This window comes from Pseudomonas proteolytica (assembly GCF_007858275.1).
GTDB lineage: Bacteria > Pseudomonadota > Gammaproteobacteria > Pseudomonadales > Pseudomonadaceae > Aquipseudomonas > Aquipseudomonas proteolytica.
The window spans coordinates 107,485-128,172 of record NZ_VFEV01000014.1; the positions used below are offsets into that span (position 1 = coordinate 107,485).

Here is a 20,688-nt window from a genome sequence, read left to right on the forward strand (position 1 = left end):
TATCGCGGGCAAGCCCGCTCCCACATTGGTTCAGGTACTCTCGCGCACCTTCAATTCAAACCCCATATCCACCACCGGCCGGGCGATCTTGTTGCCCGCCATCACCGTCAGCAAGTGCTCTGCCGCGCGTCGGCCAATGGCTTCGCGCGGGGTGCTGATGCTGCTCAGGCGCGGCACCATGAAGCTGGAGGCGGGCAGGTCGTTGAAGCCCAGCACCGCCACTTGCTGCGGTACCTTGATCCCGTGGCGCAGGGCTTCGAGCAAGGCGCCGTGGGCCAGGTCATCGTTGCCGAAAAAAATCGCGTCCACGTCCGGATGGCTGGCCAGCAGTTGCAGGAACAGTTCACCACCCAGGCCCACCGACGAGGGGCGCGGGGTCAGCAGTTCCAATGCCGGGTCATACAAACCGGCCTTCTGCAGGCCTTGGCGGAAGCCTTCGCCGCGCAGCAGCGTGCGCTGGTCCAGCTGTGCGCCAACATAGGCCAGGCGCTTGCGACCCCGGGAGATCAGGTGGGCGGCGGCGGTTTCGCCGGCACTGATCTGCGAGAAACCCACGCAGTTGAGGCCGGCCGTGGGGTCCAGGTCCATCATGTACACGCAAGGTACATTGCTCGACTCCACCATGCGCCGGGCGCTTTCGGTGCGATCAAAACCGGTCAGCAGCAAGCCCCGCGGCTGATAGGCCATGTAGTTGCGCAGCAGGTTTTCTTCTTCGTCCCGGGAATAGTGGGTATTGCCGATCAGCACTTCGAAGCCCTTGGGCCGCAACACCTGGTGAATGGCCTCCAGGGTTTCGATAAACAGCAGGTTGGACAGCGAAGGCACCAGCACCACCACCGACTGGCTCTGTGCAGAGGCCAGGGCGCGGGCGGCGGGGTTGACCACGTAGCTCAGCTCGGCGGCGGCTTTTTGCACCTTTTCCACCAGGTCGGGGGCCACGGTGCTGATGCCGCGCAAGGCCCGGGAGGCCGTGATCGGACTGACGCCCGCCAGGCGGGCAACTTCGTTGAGGGTAGGGCGACCCGTCGTGCGGGTATTTTTATCGTTCTTGGAGGTCATCAGGCGGCTTGCCAAACAAAAATCGAGGCACTAAGGTAGCGCTGTCTCCAAAGGCCTGCAAATACTTGCGCAAAGGGTTGCCTGATCCTTGCTCAAACGGTTGGAGCGGATGCACGCGTCACTCCATAAAAATGACAATTAGGCGCGGGAAAAGCCTGTTTTTGCACTAGCCTTAGGGCGTGCAAAGGTAGCGCTATCTGCGTCCTGAGGTGTTTCATGAGTCAACCTGTTACCGCCCTGGTCATCATGGGTGTTTCCGGCTGTGGCAAGTCCAGTGTCAGCGAGGCCCTGTGCCTGTTGAACGGCGCCACCGCCATTGAAGGCGACAGCTTTCACCCGGCTGCCAATATCGAAAAGATGAGCGCAGGCCATCCTCTCAACGACGACGACCGTGCCGGCTGGCTGGACATCCTCTGCGATGAGCTGCGCCGTGCGCTCAAGGCTGGCGAGCATCCAGTGCTGACCTGTTCGGCGCTGAAGAAAAAATACCGCGACCACCTGCGCGAAGCCGCGCCGGGCCTGGGTTTTGTCTTCCTGGAACTGACCCGCGAGGTGGCCGCCGACCGCGTGTCCCATCGCCCCGGCCATTTCATGCCGGCCAGCCTGATCGACAGCCAGTTCGCCACCCTCGAATCGCCTATCGGCGAGCCGCTGACCCTGGCCCTCAATGCCAGTGAAGACAGCATCGAGGACCTGGCCGCGCAGACCCACGCCTGGTGGCTGACCCACGGCTTTGAACCTTCCCGATGATTTTTTGGCCGAAAGATAGCGCTATCTGGCGGCACGAAACTCAACACCCGCTTTAATAACAACAACAAACAGGAGAGACCCCCATGTTTGGAATGTCCCACGAGTCGTACCTGCTGCTTGATGCAGTGGTCACTATCATCGGGCTGATCGTGTTGATCACCCGGTTCAAGGTTCACCCCTTTATTGCCCTGATCATCGCCGCAGGCTTCCTTGGCCTGACCTCGGGCATGCCCGTGGACAAGATCATCAAGGCCTTCCAGGACGGTTTTGGCGGTGTGCTCGGGTTTGTCGGGATTATCCTGGCGCTGGGTACGATGCTCGGCAAGATGATGGCCGAATCCGGCGGTGCCGATCAGATCGCGCAGACCCTGATCCGGGCTTTCGGCAAGGACAAGGTGCAATGGGCGATGATGTTCGCCGCCTTCCTGGTGGGCATCCCGCTGTTCTTCGAGATCGGCTTTGTGCTGCTGATCCCGCTGGTGTTCATCGTCGCGCGCCGTACCGGTGTATCGCTGATCAAGATCGGCATCCCGCTGCTCGCCGGCCTGTCGGCGGTGCATGGCCTGGTACCGCCGCATCCGGGGCCGTTGCTGGCCATCGGCGTGTTTGGCGCAGACATTGGCAAGACCATTCTCTACGGCCTGATCGTTGCCTTGCCGACCGCCATCATTGCCGGGCCGATCTTCGGTACGTTCATTGCCAAGCACATCCCGGGCAACCCGTCCCAGGAGCTGGTGGATCAACTGGCCCGTGAGACCGACTCGAAAAACCTGCCGAGCTTCAGCATCACCCTGATCACCGTGCTGCTGCCGGTGTTCCTGATGCTGCTCAAAACCTTTGCTGACATCGCCTTTGCCGAAGGCAATGTGGTGCGCAACTGGATGGACATGATCGGCCACCCGATCAGTGCCTTGCTCCTGGCGTTGCTGCTGTCGCTTTACACCTTTGGCCATCGCCAGGGCATCCACTCCAAGCAGATCCTCAAGCTGCTCGACGCCAGCCTTGCGCCGACCGCCGCGATCATCCTGATCATCGGTGCCGGCGGTGGTTTCAAGCAGATGCTGGTGACCAGCGGCGTGGGTGACGTGATCGGCCATATGGCGGTGACGGCGCAGATCAATCCGATCCTGCTGGCCTGGCTGGTAGCGGCGGTGATTCGCATTGCCACGGGTTCGGCGACCGTTGCCACCATTACTGGCGCGGGTATCGTGGTGCCGGTGGTGGGTATGGTGCCGGGGGTCAACCTGGAGTTGCTGGTGCTGGCGACGGGGGCGGGGTCGTTGATTCTGTCGCACGTCAACGATGCAGGGTTCTGGCTGGTGAAGCAGTACTTCAACATGACCGTGGCCGAGACGTTCAAGACCTGGACGGCGATGGAGACCATTCTGTCCATCGTGGCACTGGGCTTCATCATGTTGCTGTCGTTGGTGGTGTAACCCAAGCAAAATGTGGGAGCGGGCAAGCCCGCTCCCACATTCGTTATCGGGCGGCTATCAGGCTTTCGTGACCAGCCCATCAGCCCGGAACATGGCCCGGATCCCGCGCACCGCCTGGCGAATGCGGTCCTGGTTCTCGATCAGCGCAAAGCGCACATGGTCATCGCCATACTCGCCAAAGCCGATCCCCGGCGAGACACACACCTTGGCTTCCAGCAGCAACTTCTTGGCAAATTCCAGGGAGCCCATGGCGGCATACGCCTCGGGAATCTTCGCCCAGACGTACATCGACGCCTTCGGGTTTTCCACCATCCAGCCCAGCTCATGCAGACCCTTGACCAGCACGTTGCGGCGTTGGCGGTATTGCTCGGCAATGTCTTTCACACATTGCTGGTCACCTTCCAGCGCGGCAATGGCCGCCACTTGCAGCGGGGTGAAAGTGCCGTAGTCGTGGTAGCTCTTGATACGCGCCAGGGCGTTGACCAGTTCGGCGTTGCCAACCATAAAGCCAATGCGCCAGCCGGCCATGTTGTAGCTCTTGGACAGGGTGAAAAACTCCACCGCAATGTCCTTGGCGCCCGGTACCTGCATGATCGACGGGGCTTTCCAGCCGTCGTAGACGATATCGGCGTAGGCCAGGTCGTGGATCACCAGCACGTCGTACTGTTTGGCCAGGGCGATCACCCGCTCGAAGAAATCCAGCTCCACGCACTGCGCCGTGGGGTTGGACGGGAAGCCGAGGATCATCATCTTGGGCTTGGGGATCGAACCGCGAATCGCCCGTTCCAGCTCGGCAAAAAAATCCACGCCGGGAATCAGCGGCACCGAGCGCACCTGGGCGCCGGCAATCACGGCACCGTAGATGTGGATCGGGTAGCTGGGGTTGGGCACCAGGACCGTGTCGCCCTGATCCAGGGTGGCCAGCATCAAGTGCGCCAGGCCTTCCTTGGAACCGATGGTGACGATGGCTTCGGTTTCCGGGTCGATATCCACTTCATAGCGATCCTTGTACCAGCGCGAAATAGCGCGGCGCAGGCGCGGGATGCCTTTGGAGGTGGAGTAGCCGTGGGTGTCTTCACGCTGGGCGACGGTCACCAGTTTCTCCACGATATGCGGTGGAGTCGGGCCGTCAGGGTTACCCATGCTCAAGTCGATGATGTCTTCGCCGCGCCGACGCGCAGCCATCTTCAGCTCGGCAGTGATATTGAAAACATAAGGGGGGAGTCGATCTATGCGCGCAAAGCGGCGCGGCGAACCTTGGTCAGCCATTGTTGCCTCGGAGTACGTAAGCGCCCGGAACCGTCCGAGCGACGTCGGCCACTGCGGTGGCCTGCGGGGCAGACAATACGGGCGATGACAGCCGGTTGTCCAGATGGCGTAGGAAATTTTTCCATCTGGAGTGTGACGTGCGTATGCCCCTATACTCGGTATGGTTTTGGTCACTCACCCATGGAGATTGTGCAGATGAACCAACAGGCAACGCTACCCCTCGAACCCCGCATGGAAGAGGGCAAGGCCATGGTGATCGCCGGGGTCGGCGGTCATTACGGCAAGGCCACGCTGGGGGACATCCCGAAGTTGTGGGAGTTGTTCGACACCTGCATCAAAGAGATCAAGAACCGCATCGGCGGCGTGACCTACGGCGTTTGCTACAACGCCACGCAAGAAGAATTCGATTACATCGCCGGGGTCGAAGTGCCGGCCAAGGGCGATGTGCCAAGCAACTTCGAATCCATCGAAGTGCCGGCCAATCATTATGCGGTCTTTGCGCATTACGGGCCGGTGTATGCGCTGTCGCAGACCTATGAGCGAGTCATGTACGAGTGGCTGCCGACCTCGGGTTACACAGTGGCGGGCGCGGATTTCGAGCGCTACAGCGCCGACTTCGATGTGGATAAGGGCACCGGCACCGTGGAAATCTGGCTGCCTGTCAAGAAACGTTGAGACATACGGCCGAGCTGCCAGGGCAGCTCAGCCGGTAGTACTACTGGCTGAGCAGTCGCCCGATAAAGGATCCGCGGTAACTACTTAGAACACCACTGCTTTGCAGTTTTTCACCCGGTTGTACCAACTCCAGTGTGTCGACAAAGGAATGCTCGGGCCGTCCTTGCGGATCGCGCCATGCCTGTGCAATACCTTGCTGACCAAAATCGGGGTCCAACCGACCGGTCACGGTGTGCCTGATCAGATCAACCTGGGCGCCGTTAGAGCTACGCGCTAAAGCAACAACTTTCCCATCGGCCTGGGTCACGACATCGGTATAGGAGTAAATATTGGAGCTGCTCTCCACAGGTTTTCCGCCATTGAACTGCGGGTTGGCTTGACCGTCGGCAAGTACACTGGCCACGAAGTTCATCTCTGATGGCAAGTAATAACTCCCCCCCGCAACAGCTATTTGACCATTTGGCCCCTTCGCGAGCGCTGAGATTTGTTTGTTTTCATTATTTGAAAACTCCAGCTCAACGACCCCCTCCTTGCCGAACGTGGAGTCCGGTTGGCCATTTGCAAGAAACCCCCTCATGTGTGCCCTGCGGGTGTCGGTGCCAGTTCTGGTGCCGGCGATGACAAAACCGCTGGAGGTGATCAGTAATGTGTTGAGAAGGGTATTTGGCGACTCAATGGGCCCGAGATATCCAAAGTTGATCAGCTCGCCGCTGACGCTGAGCTGAAAGATAAAACTTTGGGTGCCATCATGGAACACAGAAACGATCTTGTTATCGGCTTGCACCGCAAGACCCCCTCTGGGAAGTAGGCCGGTGTAGATTCTTTTCCCGAGTTCTCTGGTTCCTGCGATGCCAAACGAGTGATCCACGTCGCCGGTTTGTACATTGAAGCGGGTAATAAATGCGGCGCCCTCGTTTCCACGCGCAGCCAATAACAGGGGTTTCCCGTCGGGTTGAATGGTCAGGTGAACGAGGCGGATGACCTCGCTAGTTTCCGTTTCCCAAGTCCCGTAGTTTAAATCCAGTTCTCCAGCAGGTGTATGTTTGGTTACGACGATACGTCTTTCACCTGCGGCGGAAGTTAACCCTACAGTAATGGTTGACCCATCGTTGAGCACGCGGGAAATTCCCTCGGACTGTAGGGCGATAACAGTACCGTTTTTAGGGGATGAGTTACCAAACGAAAGGTCTGGGGCTCCAGCGCTATTCATCGGGGGGGTGTTGGATGGAATGCTCATGGTCACTCTCCATGGGGAAGTTTGGAATTCCCATTCCTGCTCGATGTAGACGTTGAGCGACAACCTTGGTAGTTCAGTAAAAACCCAGGGCGAAAGCCTGTATAGCTGTGAAAGCTGACAGTAGACAGCTCAGGTTTTGTATGGAGTTGCAGTCGTTCAATAGAGACTGTTCTTTACCCGCTCCGGCATCTCCCGGTCATAGGCCTCGGCATCGAACTGCCCATCATTCAAACGCTTGTGAATGGCGCCCGCTGATGGCAGCGCCGTGCGCTGCAGATGCTTGTCCGGGTTCCAGCAGTCCGAGCGCACAAAGGCTTTGGAGCAGTGGAAATACGCAGCGTCCACCTGCACCACAATCACCGACCGCGCTGGCTTGCCATTCACCGCAAAGCTTTCCAGCAACTGAGGCTCGATGGAGATCTGCGCCCGCCCATTGACCCGCAACGTCTCACCGATCCCCGGGATGATAAACAGCAAGGCGATGCGCGGGTCCACCAGCAGGTTGCGCAAGGTATCGAGCCGGTTATTGCCCGGCCGATCCGGAATCGCCAGGGTGCGCTCATCGATGATGCGCACAAACCCCGGCACATCGCCCCGAGGCGAGCCGTCGAGGCCATCAGGCCCGCAAGAACTGACAATCACCAGCGGCGAGGCTTTCACCATCGCCTGGTAATCCTCATTGAGAAATCCGATTTCCTTGTGCACGGCGCGCTCGTGGGGCTTGCCGTAAAGGGTTTCGAGCTGTTCGAGGCTGGTTAGCATGGGAGTCTCCTTGTGCGTCGTCAGAACAGTAGCGACAACCGTCGCTCATAGCCAACCCGCCCCTTATACGCCTCGCCCCGGTCTACCCAGCCTTGCTGCAAGTACAAGCTCATCGCCGCCACATTGTCGCTGTCCACCGACAACTCCAGGGCGGTGATCTGCGGCCAGGCCTGGCGGGCGGCGGCGGGCAGGGCTTGCAGGCAGGCTTTGCCCAAGCCCCGGCCTTGTTGGTGGCGATCGACTTGCAGGGCGTGCAGGGTGGCGCTGTGTTCGCTGGCCCAATGGGGCAGGCAGGGCGGGCGCTTGAGTAGCAGGAAGGCTACGGGAATGTCGTCGGCCAGCAGGGCGAAGCCCTTGATGCCGGGGCTGGGGTTGACCTGCAGGCTGTTCAGCGCGCAGTAGATATCGCCGCTATAGGGCAGTTGCTCGGGGTGGACTTCCAGAGTGGCGAGTTGCTGTTGCTGGACAGCGGTCAGCGTCTCATAGGGCGCGAGGCGGGTTTCCATCGGGCAGGTATCCGAAGTCCTACAGGGAAGTCGCGAATTCTAGCGGCTTTACCCTCGGCGAAATTATTTTTCGCAGGCTTGTCGATTTGCCGGCGGGGCATTCGACCAAAGGTGTCTTCCGTGATTTGTACCCCGAGGAGCATCGCCATGAACAACGCAATCAATAGCCTGATCGAGCAATGGAAACAAGCAGTCATCGCTAAGGATATCCAGCAGATTGTCAGCTTTTACGCCGACGATATCGTCGCGTTCGATGCCGTCAATGCCCTGCAGTTCAAAGGCAAGGCAGCCTACCGCGCCCATTGGCAGGCCTGCATGGAGTCTTGCCCGGGCCCCGGAATCTTTGAGTTCCATGAGCTGCATATCGTCGCCGCCGAAAACAGCGCCTTTGCCCATTGGCTCGCGCACTGTGGTGGTTCGGGGCCAGACGGCGTGCTCAAGACCTGCTGGATGCGCGTCACCGCCGGTTATCAGCGGACCAACGGGCAATGGCAGGTGGTGCATGAGCACTGGTCTGCACCGTTCGATATGGAAACCGGCGCCGGTCTGTTCGACCTGAAACCTTGATCGCCGCCAACTATAGTCAGTAGTCCGCAAACGGAGAACGCCATGAAATACCTGTGCCTGGTCTACAGCGCCGAAGCCTTGCTGCACAGCCTGCCCGACAGCCCCAAGGACCCGGAATGCCACGCCTACGCCGAAGCGATCCACGCCAGTGGCCGCATGCTCGCGGCGCAGGCCCTGGAGCCGGTGAGCACGGCCACCACCGTACGCATGCGCAACGGCAAGCTGTCGATCACCGATGGGCCGTTCGCCGAAACCAAGGAGCAGCTTGCCGGCTTCTACCTGATTGAGGCCAAGGACTTGAATGAGGCGCTGCAGGTAGCCGGTGGTATCCCGGCGGCGCGGGTCGGCAGTGTGGAAGTGCGCCCCGTGCGTGAATTGAATCTCTGAACCCAACAATCATAAGACTCAGGAGGTTTACCCAATGAACACTCAACCTGCTGCATTCGAACTGTCCATCAGCCGCGTGATCGACGCGCCACCGAGCCGGGTGTTTCGCGCCTGGACCGAGCCGGCCTTGTTGCAGCAATGGTGGGGCCCCCACGGCATGACCACGCCGGAGTGCGAAATGGACCTGTGGGTCGGTGGTCTGTTTCGCACCCTGATGCGCGCGCCGGATGGCAGCGAGTATCCGACCCAGGGCGTATTCCTGGAGATCGACGCGCCGCGCCGGCTGGTGTTTACCGATGCATTCCTGCCGGGTTGGATTCCATCGGGCAAGCCGTTCATGAGCGCCGAAGTGACCTTCGAGGAGGTCGAGGGCAAGACCCGCTACACCGCCCGCGCCATGCACTGGAGCGAAGCCGACAAGCAGGCCCATGAAGCCATGGGCTTTCATCAGGGCTGGGGCGAGAGCCTGGATCGGTTGGTGAGCCTGGTGACCCAGAGCCTGCGCGATTGACCGTCAGAGACCAGGTCGAGGCGATCTACCGCAGCGAGTCCCGGCGCATCCTGGCGACGTTGATTCGCCTGCTGGGGGATTTCGACCTCGCCGAAGAAGCCCTGCATGAGGCGTTCTTCGTCGCGGTCGAGCGCTGGCAGCAGGAGGGGGTGCCTGACAACCCGCGGGCGTGGCTGGTCTCGACCGGGCGCTTCAAGGCCATCGACCGTCTGCGTCGCCAGGCCCGCTTCACCCCGTTGCTGCAGGAGCAGGCCGATGCGCTGCAAGCGGCTGACTGGAGTACCGAAGACGTGGAAGACGACCGCCTGCGCCTGATCTTCACGTGCTGCCACCCGGCGCTGGCGGCGGATGCCCAGGTGCCGCTGACCCTGCGTGAGATTTGTGACCTCACCACCGAGGAAATTGCCCGGGCTTTCCTGGTCACGCCGGCCACCATCGCCCAACGCATCGTGCGCGCCAAGGGCAAGATCCGCGAAGCGAGGATTCCCTATCAAGTGCCTGCCCTGGCGGAGTTGCCCGAACGCCTGGACAGCGTACTGCGGGTGATTTACCTGGTGTTCAACGAGGGCTATTCGGCGTCCATGGGCGCCGACCTGACCCGTGATGACTTGACCCGCGAGGCCATACGCCTGGGCCATCTGCTGTTGGAGTTGTTGCCGGAACCGGAAGTCATGGGCCTGCTGGCCTTGATGCTGCTCCACGAGTCCCGGCGCCCGGCCCGGTTATCACCTGCCGCTGAACTGGTGCTGCTGGATGAACAGGACCGCACGCTGTGGGATGCAGGGTTGATTGCCCAAGGCTGCGGGTTGGTGCAGCAGGCCCTCGCCACCCGGCGCTTTGGCCCTTACTGCCTGCAAGCGGCGATTGCGGCGGTGCATGCCGAGGCGCCGAGCGCGGCGCAGACGGATTGGCCACAGATTATTGGTTTGTATGACGTGTTGCTGAGGATGCTGCCGTCGCCGGTGATCGAACTCAACCGCGCTGCTGCCTTGGCCATGCGCGATGGGCCCTTGGCGGGGTTGCAGCAAGTGGAGGGAATCCTGGCGCGTGGCGAGTTGCTGGACTACCACCTGGCGCATTCGGCGCGTGGGGAGTTCTGTCGGCAATTGGGGCGTATGAAAGAGGCGCGCCAGGCCTACGAAAAAGCCCTGGCCCTGACCCATCAAACCCCGGAAAAACGCTTCATCGAACGTCGCCTGGCCACCTGCACCGACACCTCCTTGTAGGAGCCGGTTATTCGAGCATTTTTTCCAGCAGCCAGCTCCCCGCCGGGCCTGGCGGGTGTTGCCGTGACCATAAGGCATCCACGGCCACCGAGCGTGGCCAGCCGCGAGCCTTGAGCTCCACCAACTGACCATTGGCAAAGCGCTCCACCAACCAGCGCGGCAAGGCTGCCCAGCCAAAACCGAGGATGGCCATTTCCATCAGCATCAAAAAGCTGGGGGCGGACCACACTCGGCCGGTCTGCCGGTTTTCATTGGGGTTGATGATGCTTGCCAGGCGCAGCTCGCGATGTTGTTGCAGGCTTTGCTGATTGATGGGATCGAGGCTGGCCAGTGCATGCCGCGGGGACACAAACAGCGCCAGTTGCGCGCCCTCATCGACGGTGGCATGGGTCAGGTCTGGCGGGTAGACCTCCTGGGCCTCGATAAACGCGAGCTGCGCCCGCCCGCTTTGCACCAGGGCGATGAGGTCTTCGCATTCGGCAATCAGCCACTCCAGCTCCAGGTCTGGATAGCGTTGTTCCAGGGTGCTGAGCAGGGTTTCGAAGCGTCCCGACTGATAAGTATCGGACATGGCAATACTGAGCTTGGGCTCCAGCCCCTGGGACAACTGGCTGGCGGCAAGCTCCAGGCGGCTGCTGGCCTCCAGCACGTGTTCGGCCCGTTGCAGCAGCACATGCCCGGCCGGAGTCAGGGTGGGTTTGCGGCTGCTGCGGTCGAACAGCACCACGTCCAGATCAATCTCCAGGCTGGCCACTGCGGCGCTGACCGTTGATTGGCTCTTGCCCAGTTTGCGCGCCGCCGCCGAAAACGAGCCTTGGGTCGCCGCTTGCACAAACGCTTGCAACACTTCATGCGAAGCCATCATCTATCGCCTTGATCGATGGTTATTGATTATTAAGTATCGAGTGGGGGATCGATAATGGCAACCCAAGACATTCCCAGAGCCACACTTATGAACACCACCAAGTCCGTCACCGAACGTGTTTTCCAGGCCCTTGGCTTCGAAGGCCTGGCCTTGCTGATCTGTACCCCGTTGCTCGTCTGGATCACCGGCCGGCCGGCCCTGGAAATGGGCGCGGTGACCCTGGCCATCAGTTTGTTGGCGCTGACGTGGAATATGATTTTCAACAGCGTGTTCGACCGCCTCAAGGTGCGCCTGCAACTGGCCAACAGCGTCAAGACCCGGGTCATCCACGCCCTGCTGTTCGAGGGCGGGCTGATTCTGTTTGCCGTGCCGCTGATTGCCGCGTGGCTGAATATCAGCCTGATGCAGGCGTTTATCCTGGATATCGGCGTGCTGTTGTTCTTCCTGCCGTACACCTATGTGTACCACTGGGTCTACGACGTGCTGCGGGAAAAATTCCTGTGCAGAAGCGAGCTCGCTCGCGAAGGACGTTAACGATGACGCGGGCCGTCAGACGAACATCCCACCCGACGCCTCGATGCGTTGCCCGTTGATCCACTTGCTGCCATCGGCCAGCAGCGTGGAGATCGCCCCGCCAATGTCGTCCGGCAGGCCGACCCGACCCAGGGCCGTGTTGCTGGCGACAAAGGCATTGATCCCTGCGTTATCGCGCACCGCGCCGCCGCCGAAGTCGGTTTCAATGGCGCCAGGGGCGAGCGTGTTGACGCTGATCCCTCGTGCACCCAACTCCTTGGCCTGGTAGCGGGTCAGTACTTCCACCGCGCCTTTCATTGAGGCGTAGGCGGCATAGCCCGGCAGGCTGAAACGCGCCAGGCCGCTGGAAATATTGATGATGCGCCCGCCATCGACGATCCGCGCGAGCAGCTTCTGGGTCAGGAAAAACGGGCCCTTGAGGTGGATCGCGACCATTTGGTCGAACTGTTCTTCGGTGGTCTCGACAAAGCTGGCATGGGTGCCGATACCGGCGTTGTTGATCAGGAAATCGAACTGTTGCTGTGCGAAAACTTCCTTCAGCGTGCGGCCAACTTCGCCGACGAAGCCGTCGAACGTGGCGCTTTTGCTCACATCCAATTGCAACATGGCGGCGCGGCCACCGAGTTGTTCAATCTGCGCCACGACCGCCTGGGCCTCCTCGGCCTTGCTGTAGTAGGTGCCGATAATGTCGATGCCTTGGGCGGCCAGGTGCAGGGCGGTGCTTTTGCCCAAGCCACGGCTGGCGCCGGTGATCAGTGCGATTTTACGGGTCATGGTGCAATCCTCGGAGCGGGTGGGTAACGCTGGGACTGAGTGTATTTGTCCGGGCAATACGTGATAAACATGGCTAATCCGGAATCACTGGTCGGATCAGACGAACAATCACGGGTCACCACCATGAACAAGCTGGAGTTGTTGCGCACCTTTGTTCGCGTCACCGAGCTGTCGAGCTTCACCCAGGCCGGCGATAGCCTGGGGCTGCCGCGCTCGACCGTATCCGAGCAGGTGCGCGCCTTGGAAGACCTGTTGGGCACGCGTCTGTTGCAGCGCACCACACGTAAGGTGCAGGCCACCCAGGACGGGCGGGTGCTGTATGAGCGCAGCAAGGACCTGCTGGCCGATATGGAGGAGCTGGAAGGGCTGTTTCGCCAGGATGAGGCGCAATTGACCGGGCGGATCCGTATCGACATGCCCAATGTGATGGCACGCAAGGTGATCGTGCCGCGCCTGCCGGAGTTTATGGATCGGCATCCCTTGATCGAGTTGGAAATCAGCAGCTCTGACCGTCAGGTCGACCTCCTGGCCGAAGGCTTTGATTGTGTGCTGCGCGTGGGCGTACAGCCGGACCAGTCGGTGGTCGCACGGCTGTTATGCAGCATGCCGATGATCAACTGCGTAAGCCCCGGCTACCTGCAACGCTATGGCGAACCCAAGACCCTGGCCGACCTGGCCGCGCATCAGTTGGTGCACTACGTGCGGCCGCTGGGTGCGCGTTCAGCGGGTTTTGAGTATGCGCAGGGCAACAAGGTGCAGCGCATTGCCATGGCCGGGCGGGTCACGGTCAGCAGCACAGACGCGTACCAGTCGGCGTGCCTCGCCGGTTTCGGGATCATTCAGGTGCCGGGGCTGGGCATCCGCGAATTGCTCGAAAAGGGCGAGTTGGTGGCGGTGCTCCCCGACTACCCCGCGCCCGCGCTGGATGTGTCGATGTTGTATGCCGGCCAGCGGCACTTGCCGCTGCGGGTGCGGGTGCTGATGGACTGGTTGGCGGCCACCTTGAAGGGCCTGCTTTAACGGCGTGTGGATAATTGCTGGGGCGCGAGGAAGGCGTCGTGGAAGTAGTCGCGCAATGCTTGCATCGCCGGGGTGAACGCGCGTTCGCGGTGCCAGGCCAGGCCGACGCTCATGGGCGTGACCTTGTCGGTCACGCTCAGGGTCTCGATGCGCTTGCCTTCCAAAGACCAGGGGCGGTGCACCAGGTCGGACAGAATCGCCACGCCGCTGCCATTGGCTACCATACTGCGCACCGCTTCTACCGAACTGGTGCGCAGCCGCACCTTGGGCGCTTGCCCGGCCTGTTCCCAGTAGCGCATGGCACTTTGTTCTGCCTCATCCACGGTCAGCAGGATATAGGGCTCGCGCGCCACATCGGCCAGGCTCACCGCACGGCGTTCGCACAGCGGGTGGTGGCTGGGCAGCCACAGGCGGCGTTCGGAATTGAACAGGATCTGCGAGACGATATCCGGGTGGGTCAGGTTGGCGGTGAGCACCACGGCCATATCGAACTGGCCATCCAGCAACCCTTGTTCGATCGCCTGGCGCTCTTGCTCGAAGACCTCGATGGTCACGTCCGGATGCCAGTGTTCCATGCGTTGCAGGTGGTGCGGCAGGAAGTAACCCAACACCGTGTAACTGGCCGCAACCCGCAGCACGCCACTGGCGCGGTAGTCTGGCAGCGGACTGTTCAGCGCGTCGTCGACACTGCGCACAATCACATAGGCGCGGTTGAGAAAATGCCGCCCGGCATCGGTCAGGTTCATGCCCTGGGCCGAGCGCACAAACAGCTGGGCACCGAGCATGGCTTCCAGTTCCTTGATCGCGGTGGTCACCGCCGACTGGGAGATGTTCAGGTGGATCGCCGCCTGGGAAATCTGGCCGATTTCGGCGGTGGCGACAAAGTAACGAACCTGGCGCAACGTCAAGGACATACAGATTGCTCGTCGTGGTATCTGATTTTCAGAAGATACCCTATCTGATAATAGATCTTCCCAAGGGATCAAGGGCCGGCCTATTTTCGATGGCACGAACTCTTGCGGAGCAGGCCCCGATGCAAACAGTGGATTTCAACTCGGACATGGGCGAAAGCTTTGGCCCCTGGACCATCGGCGACGGTGTGGATCACGAACTGATGGCGTTTATCAGCTCCGCCAACGTGGCCACCGGCTTCCATGCTGGCGACCCCGGCACCATGCGCCGCACCATCGAGCGCGCCAAGGCCTTGGGCGTAGCCATCGGCGCGCACCCGGGCTTTCGCGACCTGGTGGGGTTTGGCCGCCGCCATATCAACGCCCCGGCCCAGGAACTGGTAGACGACATGCTCTACCAACTGGGTGCCCTGCGCGAATTGGCGCGGGTGCAGGGCGTGACCTTGCAGCACATCAAGCCCCATGGCGCGCTGTACATGCACCTGGCCCGGGACGAAGAGGCCGCACGGCTGCTGGTAGAAAACCTGCAGCGCCTGGAGCCTGAACTGCTGCTGTATTGCATGCCCGGTTCGGTGATCTGGCGCATTGCCAAGGAGCTGGGGCAGCCGGTGGTTCGCGAGTTTTATGCCGACCGTGAGTACGATCTGTCTGGTTCCATTGTGTTTACCCGCAACGTACGCGCCCTGGACCCCGCAACGGTGGCAGCGCGGGTGCTGCGTGCCTGCCAGACCGGCTTGGTGCGCACCGTCGAAGGCGAAGACCTGTTTATCGAATTCGATTCCATCTGCTTGCACAGCGATACACCGGGCGCCCTGGATCTGGTGGAAGCGACCCGCACAGCCCTGGACCAGGCGGGCATCACCGTGGCAAGCGGGCTTTCTGTGGCGAGCGGGCTTGTTGTGGCGAGCGGGCTTGCCCCGCGCTGGGGTGCGAAGCAGCCCTAAACCCTGCCCCCCGGATCTCTCTGATAGAAATCATTGGCCTTGTTGGGGCTGCTTCGCACCCCAGCGCGGGGCAAGCCCGCTCGCCACAAGAATCCCGCCATCTACATGGTTTTTTTGCCTGCCTTTCTACAATGATTCCAAGAGGAACAGACATGGCTCAAACATCCCCGATTCGCTACAGCTTTGGCGCCGATGAGCATTTGTTCGCCGAGGTCAGCGAAAGCATGTCCCTGGAGGCGTTCTTCAAAGGCATGGCTGTCACCCGTGCGGTGCAGCGCCTGGAACTGCCCGGCGTGCTGGATATCTGCCTGGCCAATGCCTCGTTCCAGATCCGCTTCGACCCGGACCTGATCGCCCCCCATGTGCTGCTCGACGCGGTGCAAACCGCCGAGGCCCAAGCGGTGGCCGAACGTACCTTGCATACACGCATCATCGAGATCCCGGTGCTGTACAACGACCCCTGGACCCATGAAACCCTGATGCGTTTTCGCGACCGTCATCAAGACCCCACTGGCACGGACCTGGAGTACGCGGCGCGGGTCAATGGCCTGGCGGATGTCGAGGCGTTTGTTGCTGCCCACAGTGGCGCGCCGTGGTTTGTGTCGATGGTCGGCTTTGTGGCCGGCCTGCCGTTCATGTTCCAGATGGTCGAGCGCGAGCGCCAGTTGCAGGTGCCCAAATACCTGCGCCCACGCACCGACACGCCGAAGCTGACACTTGGCCATGGCGGCTGTTTTGGTTGTATCTACTCAGTGCGCGGTGCCGGCGGCTACCAGATGTTTGGCGTGACCCCGGCGCCGATCTACGACCCGGCCCAGCAGTTGGCCTACCTCAAGGAGCACATGGTGTTCTTCCGCCCAGGCGATATCGTGCAGTTCAAGCCCATCGACCGGGATGCCTACGACCTGGCGGTGGCCGAGGTAGAAGCCGGACGTTTTGACTTGCGCATTCGGCCGGTGGAGTTCTCCCTGGATGCTTTTTTTGCCGACCCGATCGGCTATCCGAAAACCCTGCAGGAGGCGCTCCTATGATCAAGGTGCTCAAGCCTGGCCTGGCGACTTCCGTGCAGGACCTGGGGCGCGAAGGCTTTTACCACTTGGGAATCCCGCCGTCCGGCGCCCTGGACCAGTACGCCTTGAGTGCGGCCAACCACCTGGTGGGCAACCCGGCGGGCGCGGCGGGGTTGGAATGCACGCTGATCGGCCCGGAGCTGGAGTTTCAACAGGATGGGTTGGTGGCGTTGAGCGGCGCGCTGATGTCGCCGCGCCTGGACGGTGAAGTGGTGCACCAGGACACGGCGTTCCAGGTGCGTGCCGGGCAGGTGCTGCGCTTTGAGTTTCCGGTGGCCGGTGCGCGGACCTATCTGGCGGTGGCCGGGGGGATCGACGTGCCGCTGGTGCTGGGCAGTCGCTCCACCTACACCTTGGGTGGGTTGGGCGGGTTTCATGGGCGGCGCTTGCAGGAGGGTGATGTGTTGCCTATCGGCGAGAGCCGCGGGCAAGGCCGGGCCGGCAACAGTTTGCCGATGGCCCTGCGTCGCTCGGTGGGCGGCGATGTGACATTGCGTGTGGTGCCGGGCTTGTATTACGAGCGCCTGACGCCCGAGGCCAAAAGCAGCTTTTTCGCCGAACCCTGGACCGTGGGCTCCGAAGCCGACCGGATCGGCTACCGCTTCAAGGGCGGCAGTGCCTTGAGCTTCCAGCCGCGGCAGCAACCGTTTGGCGCAGGCTCTGACCCATCGAACATCGTCGACAGCTGCTACCCCATCGGCTCGATCCAGGTCCCGGCCGGCCTGGAACCCATCGTGCTGCACCGCGATGCCGTATCCGGCGGCGGCTACGCGATGATCGGCACGGTGATCAGCGCCGACCTGGATCTGATCGGGCAGATGCAGCCTAACCAGCGCGCGGGGTTTGTCGCGGTGACGTTGGAAGAAGCGCTGCAAGCGCGGCGGGTGTACAAGAAGCGGCTCAAAGCGATGGCCGGGTTGTTCGCCTGACTCCCCCAATCGAACCTGTAGAAGCCGGCTTGACGGCGATAGCGGTGTAACCGTCAACAGAGGTGTTGAATGTTATGCCCTCACCGCTGCATCGGTCTCTACACAACTTTCAGATACTGACGACCTCCCCTGTGGCGAGCGGGCTTGTCGGAACGCCGCATCGCCCGCGCTGGGCTGCGAAGCAGCCCAAAAAACCAGCCGCTACGGAGTATCTGATACACCGCACTCGGCTCACTGGGGCTGCTTCGCAGCCCAGCGCGGGCGATGCGGCGTTCCGACAAGCCCGCTCGCCACAACAGCCCTCTCTGCCAGGATCTCAGCTCCTACAGAGTTTTGGGGGGCAGGGTCAGAAGAGTTGGGTGAACAACCAGTACAAGCTACCCGACAGCACAATCGCCGCCGGCAACGTCAGTACCCAGGCCATCAACAAATTGCGGATGGTCTTCATCTGCAAGCCGCCGCCATTGGCGACCATGGTCCCGGCCACGCCCGAGGACAGCACATGGGTGGTGGATACCGGCAAGCCGAACATGTCTGCGGCGCCAATGGTCAGCATGGCCACGGTTTCCGCCGAGGCGCCCTGGGCGTAGGTCAGGTGGGTCTTGCCGATTTTCTCGCCGACGGTCACCACGATGCGTTTCCAGCCGACCATGGTGCCCAGGCCCAGGGCGATGGCCACGGCGATCTTCACCCACAGCGGGATGAAGCGCGTGGCGTTGTCGATCTGTTGCTTGAACAGTTGCAGCTTGCCTTGGGTGTCAGCATCGAAATGGCCGACCTTGCCCTTGTCCATCAGGCGAATGGTTTCGCTGGTCAGGTACATGTCGTTACGCACGTTGCCCATGGCCTCGGCGGGCACTTTGGCCAGGGAGCCGTAGCCTTTCACTTGTTCACCGATGTGCCCGGTCAGGGCGGCGAGGGCGGGGATCAACTCGGGCGTGACGTCCTTGGTGCGCACGTAGGTCGACAGCGTCGGTCGCGGGTCGGCCGGCGCCGCCTGCGGTGCGCTCTTGACCAGGGCTTGCTGGGTGACTTCTGCCACCGCGGCAAATTGCAGGGATTGATCGGCCGGCATGGTGCGGTTCAAGGCGTAGGCCATGGGCAGGGTGCCCACCAGGATCAACATGATCAGGCCCATGCCTTTTTGGCCATCGTTGGAGCCGTGGGCAAAGGATACGCCGGTGCAGGTCACGATCAGCATGCCGCGAATCCACCAGGGCGGCGGGGTGTTGCCCTTGGGGGCCTTGTACAGCGAGCGGTTTTTCACAAAGGCCCGCAGTGCCAGCAACAGCAGGGCTGCAAAGCCGAAGCCGATCAGTGGCGACAGCAGCAGCGCGTAGCCGATCTTGATCGCTTGCGCCCAGTCCACGCCGCTGGTGCCGTCGCGGCCGTGCATCAGGGCATTGGCCACGCCAACACCGATGATCGAGCCGATCAGCGTATGGGAAGACGACGCCGGCAGGCCCAGCCACCAGGTGCCGAGGTTCCACAGGATCGCGGCGATCAGCAGGGCGAAGATCATCGCAAAACCAGCCGATGAGCCGACCTGCAGGATTAACTCCACCGGCAGCAAGGCGATGATGGCAAAGGCCACCGCGCCACTGGACAGCAGCACCCCGAGGAAGTTGAAGAACCCCGACCAGACCACGGCGAAATGCGGCGGCAGCGAGTTGGTGTAGATCACCGTCGCCACCGCGTTGGCGGTGTCATGGAAGCCGTTGACGAACTCGAACCCCAAGGCAATCAGCAACGCCACGCCCAGCAGCAGGAACGGGGTCCAGGTGGTGACCACCGTGCCCAACTCTTGCATGTCGTGCATCAGGCTGTAGGCGGTGAACAACAGGCCCATGGCGAGTACGGCGAAGAACACGATCACCGTGAGCAGGCCGGGTTTCTTGTCCAATTGCGGTTTTGCGTCAGTGGCGCCTGCCTGGGAGGAGGCAGTGAGGGAAGGGGTGGCCATGCCGGAGCATCCAGTGTGGGGAGGATGTTTCCCATGATCGTTGCAGAATGTTACAGAGATGCTGCGTCAAATCAGTGTTTGGTGGATAGAGATCACCGCCGGTCCACAAATCCCTGTAGGAGCCGGCTTAGTAATCCCGGCGCTTGCGAAACGCCCATCGACCGGCAATCAAGGTGAACGTCGCCACCAACGCCACCAGGATCCAGAACCCTTCGGGGTCCTGGGAGAGCGGCACGCCACCGACGTTCATGCCAAAGAAGCCGGCGATGATATTGATCGGCAATGCCAGTACCGTCACCACCGTCAGGGTAAACAGCGTGCGGTTGCTTTGTTCGTTGAGGTTGGCGGCGATTTCTTCCTGCAACAACTTGATCCGTTCGCCCAGGGCCGTGAGGTCGTTGATGATCAGGGCGAACTCTTCGGTGGATTTGCGCAGCTCCTTCACGTCTTCCTTTTGCAGCCACTGCGGCGGGCGATTGAGCAGGCGCAGCAGCGAGCCCGGCTCCAGCGCCAGCAGGCGTTGCAGGCGTACCAGCACCCGGCGCATGGCCCCCAGTTCGGCGCGGTTGGTGGACAGGCGCGAGGACAGCAACTGGTCTTCGATCTGGTCCACACTCTGGCTGGTCTTGCGCACGATCTGTGTCAGCACCTCGCCTTGATCGCGCAACAGATGCACCAACAGCTCCAGCGGCGAGCGAAAGTGCTCGCCGGCCTTTACCGAGGAGCGCAGCTTGTCCACCGAGTGCAGGGGTTGCAGGCGCGCACTGATCAGCAGGCGGCTGCGGGCGCAGACCCACAAGGTGGAAATGTCCGATGACATCATGCTGCTGAAGTTGAACACCACGTCGTTGACCACCGCCAGCAAGGCTGAGTCCACATGCTCGATGCGCGTCGAGCGCGAGCCTTCGTGCAGCGCCTCGAAGAACTCTTCGGGCAGTTCCAGGTGGGCCTGCATCCAGCGTTGGCAGGCCGCGTGGGCCAGGTTCAGGTGCAGCCACAGGAACTCATCGGGATCAGCCGGTTGTTGCAAGGCCTTGAGCACAGTCGCTGAGTCGATTTGCTCGGCTTTTTCGCCGGGCTTGAAGCGGAAACCATAAAGCAGGCCAAACAGGTCGGAGTCCTGGTGGCCGTGGTCGATGCTGTGGTTCATGGTGGCTCGCAGAGGAAAGCGACAGGTGCGCGTCGAGCAATCATTGCAAGGGGATTTGACAGTTTTGTGTCAGTCAACAGCGGCCTGTGGCAAGGCGGCTTGTTGTGGTGAATTAGCGTGCTGTGGCGAGGGGGCTTGTCCCC

The 20,688-nt window shown here is 61.5% G+C and carries 22 protein-coding genes; 12 read left to right on the plus strand and 10 right to left on the minus strand.

The genetic code is table 11. The annotated features are described in order from the left end of the window. Positions 1-30: 30 nt before the first annotated feature. A complete protein-coding gene (gntR, locus tag FIV38_RS12545) occupies positions 31-1,062 on the minus strand; it encodes an HTH-type transcriptional regulator GntR (RefSeq protein WP_029296458.1) in 1,032 nt (343 codons plus the stop codon). Between the two features lie 213 nt (positions 1,063-1,275). Between gntR and FIV38_RS12550 the strand changes: the two genes are divergently transcribed. After that, a complete protein-coding gene (locus FIV38_RS12550; RefSeq protein WP_029296460.1) occupies positions 1,276-1,809 on the plus strand; it encodes a gluconokinase in 534 nt (177 codons plus the stop codon). Between the two features lie 83 nt (positions 1,810-1,892). Next, the gene (locus tag FIV38_RS12555) at positions 1,893-3,245 is read left to right on the plus strand and encodes a GntP family permease (protein ID WP_029296462.1); all 1,353 of its coding nucleotides are present in this window, start codon (positions 1,893-1,895) and stop codon (positions 3,243-3,245) included. A 57-nt stretch (positions 3,246-3,302) separates the two neighbouring features. Here the strand turns inward: FIV38_RS12555 and alaC are convergent, their stop codons facing one another. Then, the gene (gene alaC / locus FIV38_RS12560; RefSeq protein ID WP_029296464.1) at positions 3,303-4,514 is read right to left on the minus strand and encodes an alanine transaminase; all 1,212 of its coding nucleotides are present in this window, start codon (positions 4,512-4,514) and stop codon (positions 3,303-3,305) included. Positions 4,515-4,709: 195 nt separating this feature from the next. On the opposite strand from alaC, the gene FIV38_RS12565 reads away from it, so the two are divergent. Next, positions 4,710-5,189, plus strand: coding sequence for a GyrI-like domain-containing protein (locus FIV38_RS12565; RefSeq protein ID WP_092237723.1), 480 nt, complete (start codon positions 4,710-4,712; stop codon positions 5,187-5,189). A 40-nt stretch (positions 5,190-5,229) separates the two neighbouring features. Here the strand turns inward: FIV38_RS12565 and FIV38_RS12570 are convergent, their stop codons facing one another. The 3 genes from FIV38_RS12570 to FIV38_RS12580 all read right to left on the minus strand — a co-directional run bounded on the left by FIV38_RS12570 (position 5,230) and on the right by FIV38_RS12580 (position 7,694). Further along, complete coding sequence (locus FIV38_RS12570) at positions 5,230-6,426, minus strand: NHL repeat-containing protein (protein WP_092237720.1); 1,197 nt, start codon at positions 6,424-6,426, stop codon at positions 5,230-5,232. A 156-nt stretch (positions 6,427-6,582) separates the two neighbouring features. Beyond that, positions 6,583-7,188, minus strand: a complete 606-nt coding sequence (locus FIV38_RS12575) for a pyridoxamine 5'-phosphate oxidase family protein (protein ID WP_092237717.1) — start codon at positions 7,186-7,188, stop codon at positions 6,583-6,585. 20 nt (positions 7,189-7,208) lie between these two features. Continuing rightward, positions 7,209-7,694, minus strand: a complete 486-nt coding sequence (locus tag FIV38_RS12580) for a GNAT family N-acetyltransferase (RefSeq protein WP_092237714.1) — start codon at positions 7,692-7,694, stop codon at positions 7,209-7,211. A 147-nt stretch (positions 7,695-7,841) separates the two neighbouring features. Between FIV38_RS12580 and FIV38_RS12585 the strand changes: the two genes are divergently transcribed. From FIV38_RS12585 to FIV38_RS12600, 4 genes are read left to right on the plus strand one after another with little or no spacing between them, the layout of a single operon-like run. Beyond that, positions 7,842-8,261: a YybH family protein gene (locus FIV38_RS12585; protein WP_029296473.1), complete on the plus strand. Its 420-nt coding sequence runs from the start codon at positions 7,842-7,844 to the stop codon at positions 8,259-8,261. Positions 8,262-8,303: 42 nt separating this feature from the next. Beyond that, the gene (locus FIV38_RS12590) at positions 8,304-8,648 is read left to right on the plus strand and encodes a YciI family protein (protein WP_029296475.1); all 345 of its coding nucleotides are present in this window, start codon (positions 8,304-8,306) and stop codon (positions 8,646-8,648) included. 34 nt (positions 8,649-8,682) lie between these two features. Then, positions 8,683-9,159, plus strand: a complete 477-nt coding sequence (locus FIV38_RS12595; protein ID WP_092237711.1) for an SRPBCC family protein — start codon at positions 8,683-8,685, stop codon at positions 9,157-9,159. After that, on the plus strand, positions 9,156-10,385 hold the full coding sequence (locus FIV38_RS12600; RefSeq protein ID WP_092237708.1) for an RNA polymerase sigma factor: 1,230 nt from the start codon (positions 9,156-9,158) through the stop codon (positions 10,383-10,385). Before FIV38_RS12595 ends, FIV38_RS12600 begins: the two co-directional genes overlap by 4 nt. A 7-nt stretch (positions 10,386-10,392) precedes the next feature. On the opposite strand, the gene FIV38_RS12605 is transcribed toward FIV38_RS12600, so the two are convergent. Next, on the minus strand, positions 10,393-11,247 hold the full coding sequence (locus tag FIV38_RS12605; RefSeq protein WP_092237705.1) for a LysR family transcriptional regulator: 855 nt from the start codon (positions 11,245-11,247) through the stop codon (positions 10,393-10,395). Between the two features lie 90 nt (positions 11,248-11,337). Here FIV38_RS12605 and FIV38_RS12610 point away from each other — a divergent pair, with 90 nt between their 5' ends. Beyond that, positions 11,338-11,784, plus strand: coding sequence for a multidrug/biocide efflux PACE transporter (locus tag FIV38_RS12610; protein WP_092237702.1), 447 nt, complete (start codon positions 11,338-11,340; stop codon positions 11,782-11,784). Positions 11,785-11,799: 15 nt separating this feature from the next. On the opposite strand, the gene FIV38_RS12615 is transcribed toward FIV38_RS12610, so the two are convergent. Beyond that, on the minus strand, positions 11,800-12,558 hold the full coding sequence (locus FIV38_RS12615) for an SDR family NAD(P)-dependent oxidoreductase (RefSeq protein ID WP_092237699.1): 759 nt from the start codon (positions 12,556-12,558) through the stop codon (positions 11,800-11,802). A 123-nt stretch (positions 12,559-12,681) separates the two neighbouring features. Here FIV38_RS12615 and FIV38_RS12620 point away from each other — a divergent pair, with 123 nt between their 5' ends. Further along, positions 12,682-13,578: a LysR family transcriptional regulator gene (locus FIV38_RS12620; protein WP_092237696.1), complete on the plus strand. Its 897-nt coding sequence runs from the start codon at positions 12,682-12,684 to the stop codon at positions 13,576-13,578. On the opposite strand, the gene FIV38_RS12625 is transcribed toward FIV38_RS12620, so the two are convergent. Next, entirely contained in the window at positions 13,575-14,492 is a 918-nt protein-coding gene (locus FIV38_RS12625; protein ID WP_029296489.1) for a LysR family transcriptional regulator, read from the minus strand. The genes FIV38_RS12620 and FIV38_RS12625 overlap by 4 nt on opposite strands. A 119-nt stretch (positions 14,493-14,611) precedes the next feature. Between FIV38_RS12625 and FIV38_RS12630 the strand changes: the two genes are divergently transcribed. From FIV38_RS12630 to FIV38_RS12640, 3 genes are all read left to right on the plus strand, one after another. Beyond that, positions 14,612-15,433 carry a 5-oxoprolinase subunit PxpA gene (locus FIV38_RS12630; protein WP_092237693.1) on the plus strand — a complete coding sequence of 274 codons (822 nt, stop codon included), beginning with the start codon at positions 14,612-14,614 and terminating at the stop codon, positions 15,431-15,433. Between the two features lie 152 nt (positions 15,434-15,585). Next, the gene (locus FIV38_RS12635) at positions 15,586-16,464 is read left to right on the plus strand and encodes a 5-oxoprolinase subunit B family protein (RefSeq protein ID WP_092237690.1); all 879 of its coding nucleotides are present in this window, start codon (positions 15,586-15,588) and stop codon (positions 16,462-16,464) included. Then, positions 16,461-17,432, plus strand: a complete 972-nt coding sequence (locus tag FIV38_RS12640) for a 5-oxoprolinase subunit C family protein (protein ID WP_092237687.1) — start codon at positions 16,461-16,463, stop codon at positions 17,430-17,432. Before FIV38_RS12635 ends, FIV38_RS12640 begins: the two co-directional genes overlap by 4 nt. Before the next feature lie 346 nt (positions 17,433-17,778). Here the strand turns inward: FIV38_RS12640 and FIV38_RS12645 are convergent, their stop codons facing one another. Both FIV38_RS12645 and FIV38_RS12650 read right to left on the minus strand, forming a co-directional pair. After that, entirely contained in the window at positions 17,779-19,395 is a 1,617-nt protein-coding gene (locus FIV38_RS12645) for an inorganic phosphate transporter (protein WP_029294389.1), read from the minus strand. 127 nt (positions 19,396-19,522) lie between these two features. Further along, positions 19,523-20,545: a transporter gene (locus FIV38_RS12650; protein WP_092237684.1), complete on the minus strand. Its 1,023-nt coding sequence runs from the start codon at positions 20,543-20,545 to the stop codon at positions 19,523-19,525. Positions 20,546-20,688: the final 143 nt, after the last annotated feature.